18 protein-coding genes are annotated in these 18,928 nt (G+C 71.4%); 8 read left to right on the forward strand and 10 right to left on the reverse strand.

What is annotated here, in order from left to right; genetic code table 11:
• Positions 1–9: 9 nt before the first annotated feature.
• Entirely contained in the window at positions 10–1,047 is a 1,038-nt protein-coding gene (locus tag BLT97_RS14990) for a GNAT family N-acetyltransferase (RefSeq protein ID WP_093610204.1), read from the reverse strand.
• A gap of 89 nt (positions 1,048–1,136) precedes the next feature.
• Positions 1,137–1,328 (reverse strand): hypothetical protein, encoded by a 192-nt coding sequence (locus tag BLT97_RS14995; protein ID WP_093610206.1) that lies wholly within the window; start codon positions 1,326–1,328, stop codon positions 1,137–1,139.
• A gap of 257 nt (positions 1,329–1,585) precedes the next feature.
• Between BLT97_RS14995 and BLT97_RS15000 the strand changes: the two genes are divergently transcribed.
• From BLT97_RS15000 to BLT97_RS15015, 4 genes are all read left to right on the forward strand, one after another.
• Positions 1,586–2,245, forward strand: coding sequence for an SAM-dependent methyltransferase (locus BLT97_RS15000; RefSeq protein ID WP_093610208.1), 660 nt, complete (start codon positions 1,586–1,588; stop codon positions 2,243–2,245).
• A 199-nt stretch (positions 2,246–2,444) separates the two neighbouring features.
• On the forward strand, positions 2,445–4,091 hold the full coding sequence (locus BLT97_RS15005; protein ID WP_093610210.1) for a GMC oxidoreductase: 1,647 nt from the start codon (positions 2,445–2,447) through the stop codon (positions 4,089–4,091).
• Positions 4,092–4,256: 165 nt separating this feature from the next.
• Positions 4,257–5,291, forward strand: a complete 1,035-nt coding sequence (locus tag BLT97_RS15010) for an enoyl-CoA hydratase/isomerase family protein (protein WP_093610212.1) — start codon at positions 4,257–4,259, stop codon at positions 5,289–5,291.
• A 148-nt stretch (positions 5,292–5,439) separates the two neighbouring features.
• Positions 5,440–6,231 (forward strand): ArsR/SmtB family transcription factor, encoded by a 792-nt coding sequence (locus tag BLT97_RS15015; protein ID WP_093610214.1) that lies wholly within the window; start codon positions 5,440–5,442, stop codon positions 6,229–6,231.
• Between the two features lie 14 nt (positions 6,232–6,245).
• On the opposite strand, the gene BLT97_RS15020 is transcribed toward BLT97_RS15015, so the two are convergent.
• From BLT97_RS15020 to BLT97_RS15035, 4 genes are all read right to left on the reverse strand, one after another.
• Positions 6,246–6,965, reverse strand: a complete 720-nt coding sequence (locus BLT97_RS15020) for a maleylpyruvate isomerase family mycothiol-dependent enzyme (RefSeq protein WP_218137305.1) — start codon at positions 6,963–6,965, stop codon at positions 6,246–6,248.
• A gap of 34 nt (positions 6,966–6,999) precedes the next feature.
• Positions 7,000–7,839 (reverse strand): alpha/beta fold hydrolase, encoded by an 840-nt coding sequence (locus tag BLT97_RS15025; RefSeq protein WP_093610218.1) that lies wholly within the window; start codon positions 7,837–7,839, stop codon positions 7,000–7,002.
• A 92-nt stretch (positions 7,840–7,931) separates the two neighbouring features.
• Entirely contained in the window at positions 7,932–8,705 is a 774-nt protein-coding gene (locus tag BLT97_RS15030) for an SGNH/GDSL hydrolase family protein (RefSeq protein ID WP_093610220.1), read from the reverse strand.
• Positions 8,702–9,274 (reverse strand): PadR family transcriptional regulator, encoded by a 573-nt coding sequence (locus BLT97_RS15035; protein WP_093610221.1) that lies wholly within the window; start codon positions 9,272–9,274, stop codon positions 8,702–8,704. The genes BLT97_RS15030 and BLT97_RS15035 overlap by 4 nt, the downstream gene beginning before the upstream one ends.
• A gap of 125 nt (positions 9,275–9,399) precedes the next feature.
• Here BLT97_RS15035 and BLT97_RS15040 point away from each other — a divergent pair, with 125 nt between their 5' ends.
• The gene (locus tag BLT97_RS15040) at positions 9,400–9,837 is read left to right on the forward strand and encodes a nuclear transport factor 2 family protein (protein ID WP_093610223.1); all 438 of its coding nucleotides are present in this window, start codon (positions 9,400–9,402) and stop codon (positions 9,835–9,837) included.
• 46 nt (positions 9,838–9,883) lie between these two features.
• Positions 9,884–10,852: an endonuclease/exonuclease/phosphatase family protein gene (locus BLT97_RS15045; RefSeq protein WP_093610225.1), complete on the forward strand. Its 969-nt coding sequence runs from the start codon at positions 9,884–9,886 to the stop codon at positions 10,850–10,852.
• Between the two features lie 30 nt (positions 10,853–10,882).
• Here BLT97_RS15045 and BLT97_RS15050 read toward each other — a convergent pair whose 3' ends face one another.
• Genes BLT97_RS15050 through BLT97_RS15060 form a run of 3 tightly spaced genes read right to left on the reverse strand, consistent with a single transcriptional unit; the run spans position 10,883 to position 13,697 of the window.
• Positions 10,883–11,416, reverse strand: a complete 534-nt coding sequence (locus BLT97_RS15050; RefSeq protein WP_093610888.1) for a cupin domain-containing protein — start codon at positions 11,414–11,416, stop codon at positions 10,883–10,885.
• Positions 11,410–12,654 carry a cytochrome P450 gene (locus BLT97_RS15055; protein WP_093610890.1) on the reverse strand — a complete coding sequence of 415 codons (1,245 nt, stop codon included), beginning with the start codon at positions 12,652–12,654 and terminating at the stop codon, positions 11,410–11,412. The genes BLT97_RS15050 and BLT97_RS15055 overlap by 7 nt, the downstream gene beginning before the upstream one ends.
• Complete coding sequence (locus BLT97_RS15060) at positions 12,651–13,697, reverse strand: type III polyketide synthase (RefSeq protein ID WP_093610227.1); 1,047 nt, start codon at positions 13,695–13,697, stop codon at positions 12,651–12,653. Before BLT97_RS15060 ends, BLT97_RS15055 begins: the two co-directional genes overlap by 4 nt.
• A gap of 159 nt (positions 13,698–13,856) precedes the next feature.
• Between BLT97_RS15060 and BLT97_RS15065 the strand changes: the two genes are divergently transcribed.
• Together BLT97_RS15065 and BLT97_RS15070 are read left to right on the forward strand one after the other, a co-directional pair.
• A complete protein-coding gene (locus BLT97_RS15065) occupies positions 13,857–16,103 on the forward strand; it encodes an arylsulfatase (protein ID WP_245769340.1) in 2,247 nt (748 codons plus the stop codon).
• Between the two features lie 61 nt (positions 16,104–16,164).
• Complete coding sequence (locus BLT97_RS15070) at positions 16,165–18,234, forward strand: MDR family MFS transporter (RefSeq protein WP_245769341.1); 2,070 nt, start codon at positions 16,165–16,167, stop codon at positions 18,232–18,234.
• Between the two features lie 31 nt (positions 18,235–18,265).
• Here the strand turns inward: BLT97_RS15070 and BLT97_RS15075 are convergent, their stop codons facing one another.
• Positions 18,266–18,880 (reverse strand): helix-turn-helix transcriptional regulator, encoded by a 615-nt coding sequence (locus BLT97_RS15075; RefSeq protein WP_218137306.1) that lies wholly within the window; start codon positions 18,878–18,880, stop codon positions 18,266–18,268.
• Between the last annotated feature and the right edge of the window lie 48 nt (positions 18,881–18,928).

Genomic DNA, 18,928 nt, shown 5'->3' on the forward strand with positions numbered 1-18,928 from the left:
CGCCCGGCGTCAGCCCAGCGCCCGCCCGTACGTCACGAACTCCCGCGCCACCGTGTACCCGAGCCGCTCGTACAGGCCGAGCGCTCCGGACGGGTTCGCGGTGTCGACCGTGAGCGAGGCCGTGTCGTAGCCGGCGCGGTGCGCGGCGTCGAGCGTGGCGGCCATCAGCGCGGGCGCCGCACCCCTGCCCCGGTAGGCGCGGCGCGTGGCCAAGTACCCGACGTGGCAGTCGCGGACGCCGAAGGCCTCGGTGTCGGCCTCGGACTCCTCGGCGATGAGATACGCCGCGACCTCGTCCCCGTCGACGAGCAACCGGCTCATCGCGGGCCGGAAGGAACGCGATCCGGTGACCCAGGTGCGCCAGTCCGTCGCGTCCATGACCGTGAAGTTCCAGTGGTCGCGGAAGGCGTCGTTGTGCGCGAGCCGCGTCGCCTCCTCGAACCTGTCCTCGTACGGGACGATCCGCAGTCCCTCGGGGGCGGGGACCGACTCGGGCCGGTCGTGCCGGAGCGGGTGGGACATCTCGAACCAGTAGCGCTCGGGCGTGAAGCCCAGCGCGCCGGTCAGCGCCCGCAGGTTCTCGTCGCCGGACTTGCCGGTGACCAGCAGGCGGCCTTCGAGGGCGGCGAACCGCTCGGCGTGCAGCACCCGCGCCCGCGCGTCAAGGAACTCCACGAGGCGGGTGCCGATGCCCTCGCGGCGCCAGGCCGGATGCACTCCCGCGTCCCCGTCGAAACGGGCCGCGTCCACGGCGCCTTCCGGGGTGTGCAGCACGGCGTACGCGACCAGCTGGTCGCCGTCGAACACGGCGAGCGTGTCGGCCACCAAGTCCAGCTTGGGATCGGCGAGTTCCTCGGCGAGGTCGTCCGCGTCCCGGTGGTGCCCGGTGCGGTCGACCGCCTCGATGTCGGTGCGCAGTGCCAGCCACGCCGCGACATCGCTCTTGTCGAGCGGACGCTCGGTGCGCTCGCCCGCGTCCACGTCGGTCACATCGTCGTCGTTCAGGTCGTCGTCGTTCGGGCCGTCATCGTCATACGGGTGGTTCACAGCACCATCGTCGTACGGATGGCCCGATCCCGCCCGGGCAGCCCCTCGGTTCCCGCCTCCCAGGCGAGCGCGGGCAGGTGCGGGCGCCGTCAGCGGGACGCGTGCGCCCGGCGCGTACCGGCGTGGGCGGTCCTGCCCGTGTGGGCCGGGCAGCGGACGGCCATCTTCCGTTCGCCGCAGTAGTACAGGCCTCCGGGTACGGACTCGATGCGCTCACCGCACAACGGGCCCTCCTCATCGGGCCGGTAGCCCACGACGCGCAGCCCGAAATGGAAACGCACGGGCGACTCTCCCCCATCCTCAGATCCACGGCGCCCCATCTGCGGAGCGCTGCTCGTGGGGCCAGGCTATGGAGGGCTCCGGGCCTTTCGGACCCGCAAAGGTCCCGCGGGCGGCAGGACCAAAGTCCGTTACCCGGGGGTTGTCCACCGACGGTGCCCGTGGCCGGCGGTTTGCCGTATCGGCAACAGGCTTTGCCTCGCAGCCGGGACCGGGCGCACGGTGGCCCCACGCACCCCCGAGCGGAAGGGCCCGAGCGATGACCGAGACCACGCCCACCACGACCGGCACGGACGAACCCAGCGCCCAGGAGTTCTGGGACGGCCGCTACCGGCAGAGCGAGAAGCTGTTCAGCGGCCGCCCCAACCTCGAACTCGTCGAGGAGAGCGCGGACCTCACCCCCGGCCGCGCCCTCGACCTCGGCTGCGGCGAGGGCGGCGACGCGATCTGGCTGGCGCGGCAGGGCTGGCAGGTGACGGCCACGGACGTCTCCGCCGTGGCCCTGGAGCGCGCCGCACGGCACGCGCGGGAAGCGGGGGTGGCCGAGCGGATCGACTTCCAGCGCCACGACCTAGCGACGAGCTTCCCGTCCGGCTCGTTCGACCTGGTCTCGGCGCACTTCCTGCAGTCCCTGATCGCCCTCCCCCGCGACGCGATCCTGCGCACCGCCGCGGCCGCCGTCGCTCCGGGCGGCACGCTCCTCGTCGTCGACCACGCCGGCTGGCCCTCGTGGGAGCCGGGGCCGCACCCCGAGGTGCACTTCCCGACGACCCAGGAGGTGCTCGCCGGGCTGCAGTTGGCCCCCTGCCAGTGGGAGGTGCGCACCGAGCGGCTGTACGACCACGAGGTGACGCTGGCCGACGGCCGCGTGCGGACGCGTGCCAACAACATCCTCAAGGTGCGCCGGCTGACGGCCTGAGGGCCGCCGACCGGTGGCCGGGAGGGCTCCGGCTGACGGCCCGAGGGGCTCCGGTGCGTTCCGGTTTCTTCCGGGCGTACGGGACAGCGGCGCGCCCCTGTCACAAGATCGGACAGAAGTTACCTATTGGTATGGCGTGACTTAACAGGCGGGTAACAGTAGAACGTGTCCTCACCCCACAGAAGGTGAGGAAGATCACATGAACTCAACTCCCAAGCAAGCCAACGGTTCTGACGGGATTTCCCGTCGAAGACTCCTCGCTGGAACAGGTTCTATTCTCGGCGCCGCGGTGCTCTCCACTCAGGTCACCGCGGCGCACGCGCGTCCGATGGCAGCAGCCGACATCCCCGACGGCGGACGCGTTCCGGTCCTGGTGATCGGCACCGGGTACGGAGGTTCGGTCGCCGCGCTCCGCCTGGCCCAGGCGGGCATCGACGTGCACATGGTCGAGATGGGTCAGGACTGGGACACCGCGCCCAACGGCCCCGACGGAAAGCGCCACCCCAAGGTCACCAGTCCGGACTACCGGTCCTTCTGGATGCGTACGAAGACCAAGGCCCCGCTGTCCAACTTCCTCGGCTTCCCACTGGACAAGGAGGTGCCGAAGTTCGCCGGCATCCTCGACGCCGAGGAGTTCGCGGGCATCACCGTCTACCAGGGGCGCGGCGTCGGCGGCGGGTCGCTGGTCAACGGCGGCATGGCGGTCACGCCGCGCCGCCAGCACTTCTCTTCGGTGCTGCCGTCGGTGAACGCCGACGAGATGTACGCCACGTACTACCCGAGGGCCAACTCCGGGCTCGGCGTCGGCATGATCAACCCGGACTGGTTCGAGCGGACGTCGTACTACCAGTACTCGCGCGTGGGCCGTAAACACGCCCAACGCTCGGGCTTCGCCTGGACGTTCGTGCCCGACGTATACGACTGGGCCTACATGGAGGCCGAGGACAACGGCACTGTGCCCAAGTCCGCGCTCGCCCAGGAGATCCTCTACGGCAACAACCACGGCAAGCGGACCCTGCCGAAGACCTATCTCGCCCAGGCGAAGGCCACCGGGAAGGTCACCATCTCGGCGCTGCACGAGGTGACTTCGGTGACGCCGGCGACCGGCGGGGACTACGCCGTCACGCTCCGGAAGATCGACACGAGCGGCACCACCGTGGCCACCAAGACGGTGAAGGCGGGCAAGGTGTTCTTCGCCGCCGGCAGCGTGGGCACCAGCAAGCTGCTGGTGAAGCTCAAAGCCACCGGGGCGCTCCCGCTGCTGAACGCCGAGGTGGGCAAGGGCTGGGGCGAGAACGGCAATGTCATGGTCGGGCGCGCCAACCACCTGTGGGACCCGACGGGCGATGTGCAGTCCACGATCCCGTGCTCGGGCATCGACAACTGGGACGCGGGCGGCGCCTTCGCCGAGGTCGCACCGCTGCCCACGGGCATCGAGACCTTCGCCTCGTTCTACCTGTCCATCACCAAGAACCCGAGGCGGGCCGAGTTCACGTACAACGCGGCCGCACAGCGGGTGGACCTGTCCTGGCAGCAGGCCTGGAAGCAGGACTCGATCGCGATGGCGAAGACCATCTTCGACAAGATCAACAGCAAGGAGGGGACGATCTACCGGACCGATCTGTTCGGGTCCAACAAGATCTGGGGCGACCACCTCACCTACCACCCGCTGGGCGGCGCAGTGCTCAACAAGGCCACCGACAACTACGGGCGCCTGCACGGCTATCCGGGTCTGTACGTCATCGACGGCGCACTGATCCCGGGCAACACCGCCGTGAACCCGTTCGTCACCATCACCGCGCTCGCCGAGCGCAATATCGAGAGGATCATCGCGACCGACCTGTGAGGCCGCACTGCAGTTCTGCCTGTGAGACTGCACGTCTGTTCTGCTGATCGCTGAACCATCCGGTGGCCCGGCACCTCTGCCGGGCCACCGGCCTTTTTTGCGCGGCGCGTACGGTGGAAGAGGATCTTCCTCTGCGGTCCTCCCGCACGCGCGAAAGGCACCCTGGTGACGCAAGACGTTCTCGTACGGACCGAGGGCCACGCCGCCCACCTCGTCCTGAACCGGCCCCGCGCGCTCAACGCGCTCGACCACCCGATGGTCGGCGCCCTCGACGCGGCGCTGTCCGCCGCGGAGCACGACCCGGCGATCGCCACCGTGCTCCTGTACGGCGCAGGTGAGCGTGGGCTGTGCGCGGGCGGCGACATCCGCGCCATCCACGACGACGCGAAGGCCGGCGGCCGCGCCTCGGCCGCCTTCTGGCACGACGAGTACCGCCTGAACGCGCGGATCGCCCGCTACCCGAAGCCGTACGTGGCCCTGATGGACGGCATCGTGATGGGCGGTGGCGTGGGTCTTTCGGCGCACGGCTCGCTCCGGGTGGTGACCGAGCGGTCGCGGGTCGCGATGCCGGAGACGACGATCGGCTTCGTACCGGATGTGGGCGGCACGTATCTGCTCTCGCGCGCACCCGGACTCCTCGGGACCCACCTGGCGCTGACCGGCACGGCGGTCGGGGCGGCGGATGCACAGCTGTGCGGGCTGGCCGACCACCACATGCCGTCCGGGCAGCTGCCCGAGCTGATCGCCGACCTCTCCCGGCTGCCCGCCGAGGAGGCCGTCGCGCGCCACGCCCGCCCCGCGCCGGAGGGCGAGCTGGCCGCGGCGCGGGAGTGGATCGACGCCTGCTACGCGGCGGAGACCGTCGAAGAGATCCTGGAGCGGCTGCTCGACTGCGGGGTGGCGGCGGCCAAGGAGACCGCCGTGACGCTCCAGTCGAAGTCGCCGACCGCGCTGAAGGTCACGCTCGAAGCGGTGCGCAGGGCAAGGGAGTTGGACTCGCTGGAGGAGGTGCTCGTCCAGGAGTTCCGCGTGTCGTGCAACGCGCTGGGGATGCCCGATCTGGTGGAGGGCATCCGCGCCCAGGTGATCGACAAGGACCGCTCCCCGCGCTGGTCGCCCGCGGACCTCGCGGCGGTGACCCGGGCCGATGTGGAGCGCTTCTTCGCTCCCGTGGAGGGCGAGCCGAACTTCGGGGGCTGAGCCGCCCACCTGCTCCAGGACCGCCCCCCACCTGCCCCGGGACCGACTCCTCGGCACCGGCCCGCTTGACGTGCAGCCAAATGGCTGCCTATTTTTGTTCAGGCAGCCAGAAGGCTGCATATCGGTCGGGCGGGGTCGGAGCGGAGCGATGGACGAGGTCTTCAAGGCACTGGCGGATCCCAGCAGGCGCCGCCTCCTGGACAGCCTGAACGCCCGCAACGGGCAGAGCCTGCGCGAGCTGTGCGCGGGACTCGACATGGCGCGCCAGTCGGTGAGCAAGCACCTCGCCCTGCTCGAAGCGGCCCGTCTCGTCACGGCGGTGAAGCAGGGCAGGGAGAAGCTGCACTACCTCAACGCCGAGCCGATCAATGCCATCGCCGACCGCTGGATCAGCCGCTACGACCGCGCACGGGTCCAAGCACTCGCCGACCTCAAGACAGCACTGGAGCACTCCCCCATGGACAGCAACGCCTTCGTCTACACGACCTACATCCGTACGACCCCCGAGAAGCTCTGGCAGGGCCTGACCGATCCCGCGTTCACCAGCCGCTACTGGGGGATCTCCTTCCGCACCGACTGGACGGCGGGCTCCCCGATGGCCTGGGAGGGCCAGGGGCTGGCCGGCGAGGACCCGGCCCAGGTGGTCCTGGAGGCCGACCCATACCGCCGCCTCTCGTACACCTGGCACACGTTCACGCCCGAGTGGGCCGAGGCGGTAGGCGTCGACAAGGACGTCTACGAGAAGCTGGCGGCCGAACCGCGCTCCAAGGTGGCCTTCGACCTGGAGCAGCAGGGCGAGATCGTCAAACTCACCGTCGTCCACGACGGATTCGAGCCGGGCAGCACCCTCAAGGAGATGATCGGCGGCGGCTGGCCGCACCTGGTCTCGGACCTCAAGACCCTTCTGGAGACGGGTGAGACGCTGCCGCGCGAGGAGTGAGACACCCGGGATTCTCAGGGGTGTACGGGCGGCTGCGGCCACGCCGGTGGTACGGGCAAAGGATCCGCGGTGAGTTCGCGGGCGGGAGTACGGCCCGCGAGCCAGCCGAGCAGCAGGTGCGAGGGGCCACGGACCACGGGGCCGCGCGCGGAGAGCTCCCAGCGCGCGGCGAGGTCCGGGGCCTCGACGGCTGTCAGCGGGAAGCCGTCCGCGCGCAGGGTGGCGAGGGTGTCCTCCAGGGCCCAACGGACGTACGAGGAGGGCCAGTCGGCGCTCTCGTATCCGAGACCGAGATCGGTGTGGTGGGTCTCCAGTTCCCGCAGGCAGCGCAGCAGCGTGTAGCGCGCCGGATGCCGCCAGCCGCCCGCCGAGGTCACCTCACGCTGCCAGGCCGCCGCGTCCAGGGAGCGCGCGAGCGCGAGGAACTGCCGTGCCTCGGCCCGCAGTTCACGCACGAGGTCGGGTCCCGGCTGCGCGGCCGTCTCCTCGACGGCCCGGCGGTACACGGCCGAGCCGCTGTGCTCCTCCCCGGTCCCGTCGGTCGTCCCGGCGATCCGCAACAGCCGCACATAGGCCCCGAGCGCCTGCGCCACATGCGCGGCACCGAACGCTCGGGTCCAGCCGTCGAGCCGGGCGGGCGCCCGGAGTTCGGCCTCGTCCAGGGTGTCCACCGTGGCGACGAAGCGGTCGGCCGCGGCCTCCGCCAGCTCGATGGCCTCCGGGGTACTGATCACTCGGGCTCCTCCAGCAGCTCGCGAACGGGGACGGCTACGACAGGAAGTCCACCACAGTGGCGCTGAACGCATCCGGGTCGTCCAGCCACGGGAAGTGCCCGGCGCCCGACTGCTCGGCGTAGGTGGCGTGGGGCAGGAGACGGGCGTACGCACGCACCACCGCGGGCGGCGCGCCAAGATCCACCTCTCCGGCGAGCAGCAGCACGGGGACGGGGAACGCGGCGAGTGCCGCGCGGGTGGCCTCGGGTGCGAAGGCGCCCTCGCCGGCGAAGACGGCGAAGGCCGCCCCGTTGCGCTCCACGGCTTCACGGGCGTGGTGGGCCCGGGCGGCCTCGTCCCAACTGCCGTAGCTGAAGGGGGCGATGGCCTCCCACTGCGCGGGGCCCGCCCGGCCTGCCGCGACGGCTTCGAAGGCGGTGTACGCCTCGTCGAACCACGGCTCGCCCCGGCGCAGGAGCACACAGGCGCGCCGGTCCGCGGCGCTCACCGGCAGGCCCACGGCGAGCACGCTCGGCGTCACGAGCAGCAGTCGCGCCACCCGGCCGGGGTGCCTCGTCGCGTACAGGACGGCGAGGTTCGCGCCCGCGCAGTGCCCGAGGAGGTCGAAGGTCTCCAGTCCCAGGTGCGCGCGGAGGGCCTCGACGTCGTCCACGAGCCGGTCGCAGCGGTATGTGCCGGGGTCCTCGGGGGCCGCCGAGTCGCCGGTGCCGCGCAGGTCGAGGGTGATCACCTGGCGGTGCCGGGCGAGTCCGCCCAGATCGCCGAGGTAAGCGGCGGCCTGCATGCCGCCGGGCAGGCAGATCAGCGGTGGACCGCTGCCCTGCACGTGGAACGCGAGCCGGGTGCCGTCGTACGCGGTGAAGGTGGCAGTCATCACCTGCGAGCCTCCCAGCCGTGATCGACGAGGGCAAACGGGTTTCGCACCCGCTTCGCCATGCGCCCAAGCCCAGTCCCGCCGGGCCTGGTTCAGCGCACGACGACCGGCAGCAGCTCGGGCCGCTTGGCCACCCGGCCGTCGCCCGAGGACCTGCCGCGCAGCCGCCGCCCGAGCCACGGCCCGAGGAAGCCGGCCGCCCAGCGCACCTCCGCACGCCAGCCGCCCGCCGCTCCCGCCACCGGCGGCAGCGGATGCGTCCAGGCGTCGCTGCTGCCGGGCAGGGCGAGCGCGTGCGCCAGCGAAGCCGCGATCCGTTCGTGGCCCAGCGGACTGGCGTGCAGCCGGTCCGCGCTCCACAGTCGGGCATCGGTGACGACCTCGTGGCCGTAGGTCTCGACGAGGCTGACCCCGTACCGCGCGGCCGATTCCCGTATGCGCCGGTTGAGCGCGACCACGCGCCCGCTCAACGGCCGGGCCGCCGGGGCGATCCGGGCGATGTCCGGGAAGGTCACGGTCGCCACGCGGGCGCCCTGGGCGGTGAGCGCGGCGAACATGGCGTCCAGGTGGCCCGCCACCTCGTCGGCGTCGAACCTCGGCCGCAGCAGATCGTTGACCCCCGCCACCACCGTGGCCAGATCGGGTTCCAGGGCGAGGGCCGCGGCCAGCTGACCGGAGCGGACCTGCCCGGCCAGGCGCCCCCGTACGGCCAGATTGGCGTAGCGGAGGCCGGGGTTCGACTCCGCGAGCTGCTCGGCGAGCCGGTCCGCGAACCCGCGCAGGCCGGTCGTGTCGTCGCCGTCCCCGACGCCCTCGGTCTGGCTGTCGCCGAGCGCCACGTACCGCGCGTACATGATCCCGCTCATCGTCCCCGTTCCTTCTCGCCACTGCGCGTTTCGAGGATCCCCGCGATGCGCTCGCACCACTGGAGATAGCCCCGCTCGAAGACCAGCCCGCCCAGGCAGGTCAGATACGGGCCGACCCGCTCGCCCTCGCGCAGGAACTCCTCCTCGACGCGTCCGCCGCGGAGCTTGACCAGCAGCTTCTCGAAGAGCTCGATCTTGGCCCGGGCGAAGTCCGCCCGCTCGCGCAGCTGGGCGATGACCGGCCCGGTGTCGACGAGGTCGCTCGACTGCACCTTGACCGCGAGGTCGTCGCGGAGCATCGAGGGCTTGGCGGAGGAGGCCGCGAAGCGCTCCAGCTCGGCCAGTCCCTCGTCGGTGACCTTGAACAGGCGCTTGTTGGGGCGGGTCTCCTGCACCACCTCGCGCCCGGCGACAAGACCGTCCGCCTCCAGCCTGGCCAGCTCGGCGTAGAGCTGCTGGGGCAGGGCGTGCCAGAAGTTGGCCACGCCCAGGTCGAAGGACTTCGCCAGCTGGTAGCCGCTCAGCTCCTCGTCGAGCAGGGCCGCGAGCACCGCATGCCGCAGGGCCATCGCGTCTCTCCCTCTGTTGTCGCCGCTTCCCTCTGTTGCTGTCGCCGTCTCTCATGATACTCAAGAATCTGACTATTCATATACGTGAGTAGCAAGCGTGCGAGGCATCCAGCATGGAGGTTCTGATGGCTCAGTCGGCCCCGTTCCGCGCCGCCGTCGAGGCAGGCGATCTCGCAGCCCTGGAAGGGCTGTTCACCGAGGACATCCGGATGTACAGCCCGGTCAAGTTCCGGCCGTTCGAGGGCAGGGAGATGGTGCTCGGCCTGTTCGGCGTGCTGCTGCGCACGTTCGAAGACTTCCACTACGTCGGCGAGCTGGCCGGTGAGGTGCGGACCAACACCGAAGACGAGGCCGCCCCGACCGAGGCCCTGCTCTTCCGCACGGTGGTGGACGGCAAGCAGGTGCACGGCATGGACCTGCTGCACTTCGACGAGGACGGCAGGATCAAGGAGTTCACGGTGATGGTGCGGCCGCAGTCGGCGGCGCAGGCCGTGCAGCAGGCGGTGTACGCGGGGCTGGTGGAGGCGGGGCTCGCCCCCGCGCCCGCTGCCGCCGAGGGCTGAGCGGACCCGCCGGTGCCGTGCGGAGGCCGGGCCGTAGGATCGCGCGATGGATTCCAGCGTCATAGCGCGCGCCCGCCGGATCGACTGGCGCGCCCTGGTACGCCGTCCGGCCCGGCTCACGACCGTGCTCGCCCTGCTGTGCCTGGTCGCAGCGGTCGTGATCGCCTCGCCTGCGGTGGTGCCCAACGCCGGGCCGCGGCTGGGAAGTCTCACCGAGACCTTCCGGCCGTGGCTCGGTCTCGTGGTGCCGCTCGTCCTTCTGGTCGCACTGCTGCGGCGCTCGCTCGCGACAGCCCTCGCGGCCCTGGTCCCGGCCGTGGTGTGGCTGGGGGTCTTCGCGGGCTCGCCCGACGAGGAGGCGTACGACATCGAGGTCGTCCAGCACAACGTGAGCGACACGCACCCTGATCCCGCACGGGTGGCACGGCAACTCCTCGACCGGAACGCGGCGTTGATCGCCTTGCAGGAGGTGACCCCACAGGCGCGCGAGGAGTTCCGCGCCGTCCTCGAGACCACCTATCCGCATCACGCCCACGTGGGCACGGTCGACCTGTGGTCGCAGTACCCGCTGGACGAGGTGCGCCGCGTGGACATCCGCCCGCCCTCGATCCCCGCGGGCTGGGAGCGCGGGCTGCGGGCCACGGTCCGGCTGCCGCAGGGCGAGACGGCGGTGTACGTGGCGCATCTGCCCTCGGTGCGCTTCCGCGTCACCGGGTTCGGTACGGACGCGCGGGACGCGAGCGCCGGCCTGCTCGCGGACGCACTCGCCGCCGAGCGCCTCGACCGGGTGCTGCTGCTCGGCGACCTCAACAGCACGACGGACGACCGCGGGCTCGATCCCGTGCTGCGTCAACTGGACGCCCCCGAGGAGCGGTTCGCGTTCAGCTGGCCGAGCTCGCTGCCCGTGGCGCGAATCGACCAGGTGCTCGCCCGCGGCGGCCGCGTGGTCGACGTGCGGACGCTGCCGGACACCGGGAGCGACCATCTGCCGGTCGAGGCCCGGATCAGGTTCTGAGCCCGAGCTCGGTCGGGGGGCGTCGGCCGGTCAGCCGTGCCGCAACGGCGTCAGCTGCTCGATGTCGTAACGCGCCCGCAGCTCCGCGATCGCCGCGTCGTCCACCGGGCCGCCGGAGCGCAGGAGTTCGAGCAGCTCCTCGAAGTAGCGCTCGTGGTCGGGCGGTGGCGACGCCTGAAAAAACATCTTCGCGGGCGTGTCCGTGCGGTTGGCGAAGGCGTGCGGACAGCCCGGCGGCACCACGATGACGGTGCCGGCCGTCGCGCGGACAGTGCCGGCGCCGCTGAGCGAGCGCCACTCGCGCCAGTCGTCGCGCGTACGGACCCGCGGTTCGAAGGCGAGCACGTCGAGCTCGCCTTCGAGCACGTAGAAGAGCTCCTCGCTGCGGGTGTGCACATGGGCGCCGACGTCGAAGCCGGGCGGCACCACGACCTCGAAGCTGGAGGCGACGCTGGAGTGCTCGCCGGTGACCTTGAACGTGACCTCGTGCGCGGGCACTTGCAGGGTGCGCCCCTCGCCCGCGGGTACGTGCAGCCCTTCCCGGGGGATCGCCGCCGTCACCAGGTCACCGGCAATCCCTCGGGCCCGCGGATCAACGCGCCGGGCCGCCACCGCAGTTCGTCCTCCGGCACCGCCAGTCTCAGGTCCGGGAGACGGTCGAGCAGGGTGCCGACCAGCAGCTCGGACTCCAGGCGGGCGAGCATGCCGCCCACGCAGTAGTGCGGGCCGTGCCCGAAGGCGACATGCGGGTTGGGCGAGCGGGTGAAGTCGATGGTGTCGGGGTCGGGGAAGACCTCCGGGTCGCGGTTCGCGGCGAGATACGAGACGTACACCGCGTCCCCGGCCGCGATCCGCACGCCGCGGATCTCCATGTCCTCCATGGCGATCCGGGACAGGCCGACGGAGTTGCGGTGCGGGATGTAGCGCAGCAGCTCGTCGATGGCGGCGGGGCGCAGGTCCCGGTCCGTACGCAGCCGGTCTGCCAGCTCGGGCCGGGTGAGCAGGAGGTAGAGCATGTTGCCGGTGTTGTTGGTGACGGCTTCGCCGCCGATCTGGATGAGCAGCGCGAGGCCCACCGCCTCGGTGGCGCTCACCTCGCCGCGCGCGACGGCGGCCGCGAGCAGGCCGAGCACGTCCTCGCCCTCGGGCTGCGTCCGCAGCCGTTCGGCGAAGTAGCCGCACATGGCGCGCTTGGCCTCCTCGCTGCGCTCGGCGCCTTCGGCGGAGGACAGGATGCGCACCGTCCACGCGTGCATGCGCGGCCGGTCGGCCTCGGGCACGCCCATGACCTCGCACACCACGGCCAGCGGGAACGGGGCGAGGACCTGCTCGGTGAGGTCGGCGGGCGGGCCCTGCGCGACGAGCCGGTCGACGAGCTCGTCCAGCATGGCCTGGGCGCGTTCGCGCAGGCGCTCCACGCCCCTGGAGGTGAAGGCGGGGGCGACGGCGCGGCGCAGCGTGGTGTGGTGCGGCGGGTCCTGGACGCCGACGGCTTCCTTGCTGGGGATGAAGTGCGGCGCGAGCCGGGTCACGTCGCGCTCCATCACGGCGGCGCGGCTGAAGCGCGGGTCGTTGGTGAACGCCTTCACGTCGTCGTGGCGCGTCAGCAGCCAGGCCCAGCCCTCGCCGTGCGGCAGCCTGATCCGCGTGACCGGTCCCTCCTGCATCAACTCGGCCAGGACCGGGTCGAATTCGGTGCCTTTGAGCTCGGGGGCGGGCCAGTCCCGTACGGGAGGAAGCCCGTCCCCTGTTGCAGCGGCCTCCGCTCCGGAGGACGCGGGCAGTCCGGCGACCGTGGTCATCGCGACCACCGGCCGAGGGACATCTCCGCGGTGATGCCGGGGCCGAAGCCGGCCAGCATGCCGGTGGCCGCGTCGTGCGGGCCGCCCTCCTCGAAGAGCCGGCGCAGCGCGTCCAGGACGACGGCGCTGGCGATGTTGCCGTACTCGGTGAGGGTGGCCCGGCTGAAGCGGAAGGCCTCGGGGGCGACGCCGAGGAACTTGCTGAGGTCGTCGAGGATGCGCGGGCCGCCGGCGTGGATGATGTAGAAGTCCAACTGGGCTGCGTCCCAGCCGTGTTGGCCGGCGATCTCCTTGAGCGCGGGCGCGAGCGGCTCCATGGTGCCGGGCACGCGCTTGTCGAGCTGGAAGTGGAAGCCGGTGGCGCGGACCTGGTACGAGATCCAGTCCTCGGTGTCCGGCACGAGGTAGGAGGCGTTGCGCTCCAGGGTGATGCCGGTGCCTCCGGTGCCGCGGACCACGGCGGCCGCGATGCCGTCGCCGAAGAGTCCGTTGGAGAGCAGGTTGCCGATGCCCAGGTCGGTGGGCTGGTAGCACAGGGAGCAGAACTCGCAGGACACGATCAGCGCGTTGGCCTGCGGATACGCCGTGCAGAAGTCGTGGGCCCGGTTGACGGCGGCACCGCCCGCGGCGCAGCCGAGCTGGGCGATGGGGATCTGCCGGGTGTCGCTGCGGAACTCCATGCGGTTGATCAGCCAGGCCGTGAGCGACGGCATCATGAAGCCGGTGCAGGACACGTAGATGATCACGTCGATGTCCTGGGCGCGGAGTTCGGCGTCCGCGAGCGCCCTGCGTATGACCTCCGGCACGCGCCGCTTGGCCTCGGCCTCGTAGACGGCGTTGCGGGTCTCGAACCCGGGGTGGCGCAGCGTCTCCTCGATCGGCTGGACGATGTGCCGTTCCTTGACCCCGGTGTTCTCTATCAGGCGCAGCGCGAGATCGAGTTGGGCGTGGTCGGCATGGAGCTCGCGGGCCAGATCGAGGGTCTGCTCCATGGTGATCACATGCTCGGGTACGGAGACCGCCGGTCTGCAGATCGTCGCCATGGGGAGGGACCCTTCTGTGTCGCCGAGGTGCGCGAGATGCGTGCACTCACCATCCCCCCGGGACCCGGTGCGGCCCCCAGTTCAACTGGGCCGAACCGGTGACGCACACGCCGGGCCGTGGCTCTTGTCATGTCCGGCCCCGCACCGCACACTGCCGCCGTGCACCGGCCTGAGAGCGCTCCGCGTCCCGCCCCCGGCTCCCCCGACGTCGTGGTGATCGTCCTCGACGACCTCGGCTTCGCCCAACTGGGCTGCTACGGCTCCGACATGGACACCCCGCACATGGACGGGCTGGCGTCGGGCGGCCTGCGGTTCAACCGCTTCCACGTGACGGCGATGTGCTCCCCGACCCGCGCGAGCCTGCTCACCGGCCGCAACCACCACGCGATCGGCATGGGCTTCCTCGTCGACCTGCCGATCTCGTACCCCGGCTACACGGCCCGCCTGCCGAAATCGGCGGCCCCGCTCCCCCGCGTCCTGCGCGACGCCGGCTACTCCACGCTCGCCGTCGGCAAGTGGCACCTGACCCCGCGCTGGGAGCGTACGGCTTCGGGCCCCTTCGACCGCTGGCCGCTCGGCTACGGCTTCGAGCGGTTCTACGGGTTCCTCCAGGGCGACACGAACCACTGGGCGCCCCACCTGGTCCGCGACAACCACTACACCGAGCCGCCCGCGGGGCCGGACGAGGGCTACCACCTGAGCGAGGACCTCGCCGACAGCGCGATCCGCATGATCCAGGACCAGCACCAGGCCACCCCGGACAAGCCCTTCTTCCTGTACTTCCCGCTCGGCGCGATGCACGCGCCGCACCATGTGGCGCCCGAGTGGATCGAGCGCTACCGCGGTCGCTTCGACCAGGGCTGGGAGCGCTGGCGCGAGGAGACCTTCGCCCGGCAGACGGCGTCCGGGGTCGTCCCGGCCGGGACCACCCTGTCCGAGCGTCCCCCATGGATCCCCGACTGGCGTGAACTCCCTTCCGACCAACGGCGGTTGTTCTCCCGGATGCAGGAGGTGTACGCGGGCTTCCTCACCCACACCGACGCCCAGATCGGCCGGCTCCTGGCCTTCCTGGAACGGATCGGGCGCCTGGACAACACCCTCGTGCTGCTCCTGTCCGACAACGGGGCGAGCGCGGAGGGCGGGCAGCTCGGCACCCCGAACGAGCACCGGTTCACGGCACGCTCGGGCGACACCGTCGAGGCGAACCTGGCCGCGTACGAGGACTGGGGCGGGCCCGCCACGTATCCGCACTACGCCTGGGGCTGGGCCTGGGCGGGCAATACGCCCCTGCGGCTGTGGAAGCGCTACACCTGGCTCGGCGGGACGCGTGCGCCGCTCATCGCTCACTGGCCGCGGCGGATCCGCGAACAGGGCGCGCTGCGCGGCCAGTTCGCGCACGCCGTGGACCTGATGCCCACCATCCTCGACGCGTGCGGGGTCGGGCGCCCGGAGCAGGTCGACGGGGTGGCACAGGAGCCGTTCGACGGGCGCAGCCTGCTCGGCGTCCTCGACGACCCGCAGGCCCCTGCGCCGCGCGACACGCAGTACTTCGAGATGCTGGGCTCGCGCTCGCTCGTGCACGACGGCTGGAAGGCCACCACCGACCACGTCTCGCACGGGGTGGCCGACGAGGAGCGGCTGCTGCCCGGCAGCCGGGACTTCGCGGCCGACCGCTGGTCGCTGTTCCGCTTCCACGAGGACTTCGCGGAGGCCCACGATCTCGCGGACGAACACCCCGATGTCGTGAAGGAGTTGGCGGCCCGCTGGGACGCGGAGGCGGCCGCCAACCAGGTGCTTCCCCTGGACGACCGGATGCAGGAACGGCTGAGCGCGATGATCGGCCCCGCCTGGCCGCTGCCCGACCGCGCGGTCTATCTGCCGGGCGGCTCGCCGGTGCACGACGAGGCGCTGCCCCTGTTGTTCGGCGGGTTCACGCTCACCGCGGACGTGGAGGTGCCCGCGGAGGGCGCGGCCGGGGTGCTGTGTGCGCTCGGGGATCTGACCGGCGGGTTCGTGCTGTACGCCGACGCCGAGGGGCGGCTGGTCTTCGCCTGCTCGCGGGCCGGCGACCTGGACCGGGTGGTCGCCCCGCAGGCCCCCGCGCCCGGCCGGCGGTCGCTCGGGGTGCGCTTCGACGCGGACCCCGGCACGTACACGCTGCTCGTGGACGACAAGGACGTGGCGGGCTGCGCGCTCGGCGGCCCGTTCCCGTTCACGTTCCAGCACGGCGGTACGGGGCTGTGCATGGGCCGGGACCGGGGGCTGCCGGTCGAGCACGGGTACCGGCCGCCGTATCCCTGGACGGGAGTGCTGCACCAGGTGGTGATCGAGACGCCGCACGGGCGCGCCGCGGCGGCCCGGCGGGCGCTCAAGGACGAGATCGAGGCCGCGATCCACGCGGACTGAGGGTCGCCTGTTCGGCCTACCGCGCATGCACCCGCCTGCCGCCACGACGACAGTGACAGGTGTGACCGCAGCCACCGAAACCGCAGCCCCCGTCCCGGCGTCCGCACCCCCGGTGCTCGACAACCGGACGAAGAACATCGTCTTCGTCACGATCATGCTGGGCGTGCTGCTCGCCGCGCTCGACCAGACGATCGTCGGCACCGCGCTGCCCACGATCGTGGCGGACCTCGGCGGCGGGGCGCACATGTCGTGGGTGGTGACCGCGTATCTGCTCGCGGAGACCGTCTCGACCGTTCTGGTCGGCAAGTTCGGCGACCTGTTCGGCCGCAAGATCGTCTTCCAGGTGTCGGCGATCGTCTTCATCCTCGGCTCGTTCCTGTGCGGCCTGGCCGGGAACATGCTGATGCTGGTGCTCTTCCGCGGCATCCAGGGCATCGGCGCGGGCGGCCTGATGGTCACCGCGATGGCGCTGATCGCGGATGTCATCCCGCTGCGCGAGCGCGGCAAGTACCAGGGCGCGATCGGCGCGGTCTTCGGTGTCTCGACGGTCATCGGGCCGCTGCTCGGCGGTCTGTTCACGGACCACCTGTCGTGGCGCTGGGCGTTCTACGTGAACGTGCCGATCGCGATCGCGGTGTTGGTCGCCGCCGCACGCACGATCCCGAGCGTCCGCTCGGCCGCGAAACCGCTGATCGACTATCTCGGCATCGGCCTCGTCGCGACCGGCGCGAGCGCATTGATTCTGGCGACGAGCTGGGGCGGCAACGAGTACGCGTGGGGCTCGGGCGTCATCATCGGCCTGTTCGTGGGTGGTGCGCTGGCGCTCGCCGCGTTCGCGTTCGTGGAGACGCGGGCGGCCGAACCGATGCTGCCCATGCGGCTGTTCGGCAATCCGGTGTTCACGGTCTGCTCGGTCCTGAGCTTCATCGTGGGCTTCGCGATGCTCGGTGCGATGACCTTCCTGCCGATCTATCTCCAGTACGTGGACGGGGACTCGGCCACCGTCTCCGGTGTGCGCACCCTCCCCCTGGTCTTCGGTCTGCTGCTCGCGTCGATCTACAGCGGCAACGTGGTCAGCAAGTCCGGCAGGTACCGCGTCTTCCCCATCGCCGGCTCCGCGGTGATGACGCTCGGCCTGTTCCTGATGTCGCGGATGACGCCGAGCACCAGCGCCTGGCTGGAGTCGCTGTACATGTTCGTGCTGGGCGTCGGCATCGGTCTGTGCATGCAGGTGCTGACGATCGCGGTGCAGAACACCGTGGCGTACGCGGACCTGGGCACGGCCACTTCGGGTGTGACCTTCTTCCGTACGCTCGGCAGCGCCTTCGGCACGGCGGTGTTCGGCACGATCTACGCCAACACCCTGGAGCCGAACCTGAAGGAGGGCATCGCCGCGGCCGCGCGGCTCGGTGCCGATCCGGCGCAGGCGGGCGAGGCGGCGGGCAGTCCGCAGGGGCTGCACCGGCTGCCCGCCGACCAGGCCGCACCGATCATCGAGTCGTACGCGGACACCCTTCAGTCCGTGTTCCTGTGGACCGTGCCGGTCGCGGTCCTGAGCTTCGTGGTCGCCTTGTTCCTCAAGGAGGTCAAGCTGCGCGACACCGCGCGCTCCGCCTCCTCCGACATGGGTGAGGGCTTCTCCTCGCCGGCCGCCAACGCGGACTCCCAGCGGCTGCTCGAACTCGCCGTCGGCAAGGTCTTCCAGAAGAAGGGCCTGTCCGACGCCCGCCAGGTGGTGGCCGCCTCGGACACGCGGCTCGACATGGCAGGCGCCTGGGCCGTGATGCAGGTGGCGCTGATGACGCGGATGGTCGGGCACGCGAGCCTGGGCCTGATCGGCCGGGCCAAGAACGTGCCGCCCGAGGTGGTGCTCCCGGTGTTCGACCGCATGGTCGACGAGGGGTACGTGACCCGCGACGGCAGCCTTCTCTCCCTCACCGCGGCGGGCGAACGTGAGGCGGAGACCATCGGCAGGGCCTGGTCGGACTGGCTGGGCGACCAGGTCGAGGCGGACATCGGCCGCCCCGCGGGCCCCGAACTGCGCGCGGCCGTGGACACGATCGCGAAGCGGCTGCTCGCCGAGGACCTCCAGCACAGCCTGGCGGAGCGGCTGCCGTCGGGGGCGCGTTAGGCAGGCGCACTTGGCCGGGGGCCGCGACTCGTCATGTGCAGGGACCCGTGGCGCCTGAGCAGTCCGCCTCGGAATCCTCGGCGCCGGCATCCCTCTGGTGGCCCCGGCGGGCGTCACGGTCGAAGATGCCGAGGATCTCGCACGGGCCGCCCTCGGCGCCGATGGCGTGCGGCATCATGGTCGGGAATTCGGCGGCCTGGTTGGTCTCGATACGGATGCGCCGGCCGCCCAGCACGAGCACGGCGGTGCCGGACAGCACCACCAGCCACTCCCGGCCGGGGTGAGCGCGCATGCGCGCCGGATTCTCGGGCGGAGGGCTCGTCATCCGCTGCCGCATGACCGTCATGCCGGGGTCCGCTTTGACGGGCCAGCGCATCGCACCGTGCTTGCCGTCGATCATCGGGCTGATGACGACATCGTCGGCGGCGTTCTCCACGAGCTGGTCCAAGGTGGTGTCCAGGGCGCGTGCGAGGGTGACGAGCTGGTCCAGGGCGAGGCGGCGCTGACCGTTCTCGATACGGCTCAGCGAGGACTGGCTGAGGTTGGCCCGGCCGGCCAGCTCCTCCAGGGACCACCCCTGTGCGACGCGCAGGGCACGGATCCGTTTGCGTACGAGGCTGTCGAGCTGACCATCTTCTTGCGTCATAGGCAACATCGTATGCCCATGGTGCAACGCGGGCTTAGCGTCGAATCC

The sequence above is a fragment of the Streptomyces indicus genome, assembly GCF_900100315.1.
Lineage (GTDB): Bacteria > Actinomycetota > Actinomycetes > Streptomycetales > Streptomycetaceae > Streptomyces > Streptomyces indicus.